The following is an 806-nucleotide window of genomic DNA, read 5'->3' as shown; positions in this document are numbered from 1 at the left end:
CTGAATGGAATGAATTTGTGCGGAATAGGAATTCCGGGAGAACTGTGTATAGCCGGTGCGGGGTTAGCAAGAGGTTATCTGAACAGACCGGAGCTGACAGCGGAGAAATTTATCGATAATCCGTTTGGAGAAGGTAAGCTGTATCGTTCAGGAGACTTGGCTAGATGGCTGCCTGACGGCAACATCGAATACCAGGGCCGGATCGACGAGCAGGTCAAGATCCGAGGCTTCCGGATCGAACTGGGTGAAATTGAAAGTGCCATGCGACATATAGAAGGAATTGTGGACGTAGCTGTCATCGCTGCCAAAGACCAATCGGGAGATTCTGCGCTCTGTGCTTATTTCGTATCCGACACAGAAATGAGCGAGTCCCTACTTAAGAAGAACCTGGGAGCGTCGTTGCCGGAATATATGATCCCTGCATACTTCATGCGGATGGACAGCATTCCGGTCACAAGAAGCGGAAAGGTCGATAAGCGGGCGCTTCCGCGAATCGAAGTAACGAGTGCACGGGAATATGTTGCGCCGAGAACCGAAATCGAAGAAACACTGTGTCAGGTCTTTAGTCAGGTGCTGGGTGTAGAAAGGGTTGGGGCGGAGGATAGCTTCTTTGAACTTGGCGGAGACTCCATCAAAGCGATCCGCATCGTATCGAAGATGAGAAGCGCAGGGTACAGCGTCTCCATTAAGGAGATCATGGGCAAATATACGGTGGAAGCGATCGCTCACGCGGTTGAGGCAGTCAGCGAAAACCGCTATGAGCAAAATGAAGTGACAGGACCCGTGATTCCGACACCGATCCTAGA

At 51.2% G+C, this 806-nt stretch carries 1 protein-coding gene; it reads left to right on the top strand.

Annotation, left to right across the window (positions count from 1 at the left end; all coding sequences use genetic code 11):
- Positions 1-156 precede the first annotated feature (156 nt).
- Positions 157-806 (top strand): phosphopantetheine-binding protein (locus BN3772_RS30280; RefSeq protein WP_341872601.1); only part of this gene is annotated, 650 nt, incomplete at its 3' end.

This window comes from Paenibacillus camerounensis (assembly GCF_000723885.1).
In the GTDB taxonomy this organism is placed as follows: domain Bacteria; phylum Bacillota; class Bacilli; order Paenibacillales; family Paenibacillaceae; genus Paenibacillus_AQ; species Paenibacillus_AQ camerounensis.
The sequence above is the reverse complement of the archived record's forward strand: the minus strand, read 5'-3'. Positions and strand labels throughout refer to the sequence as shown.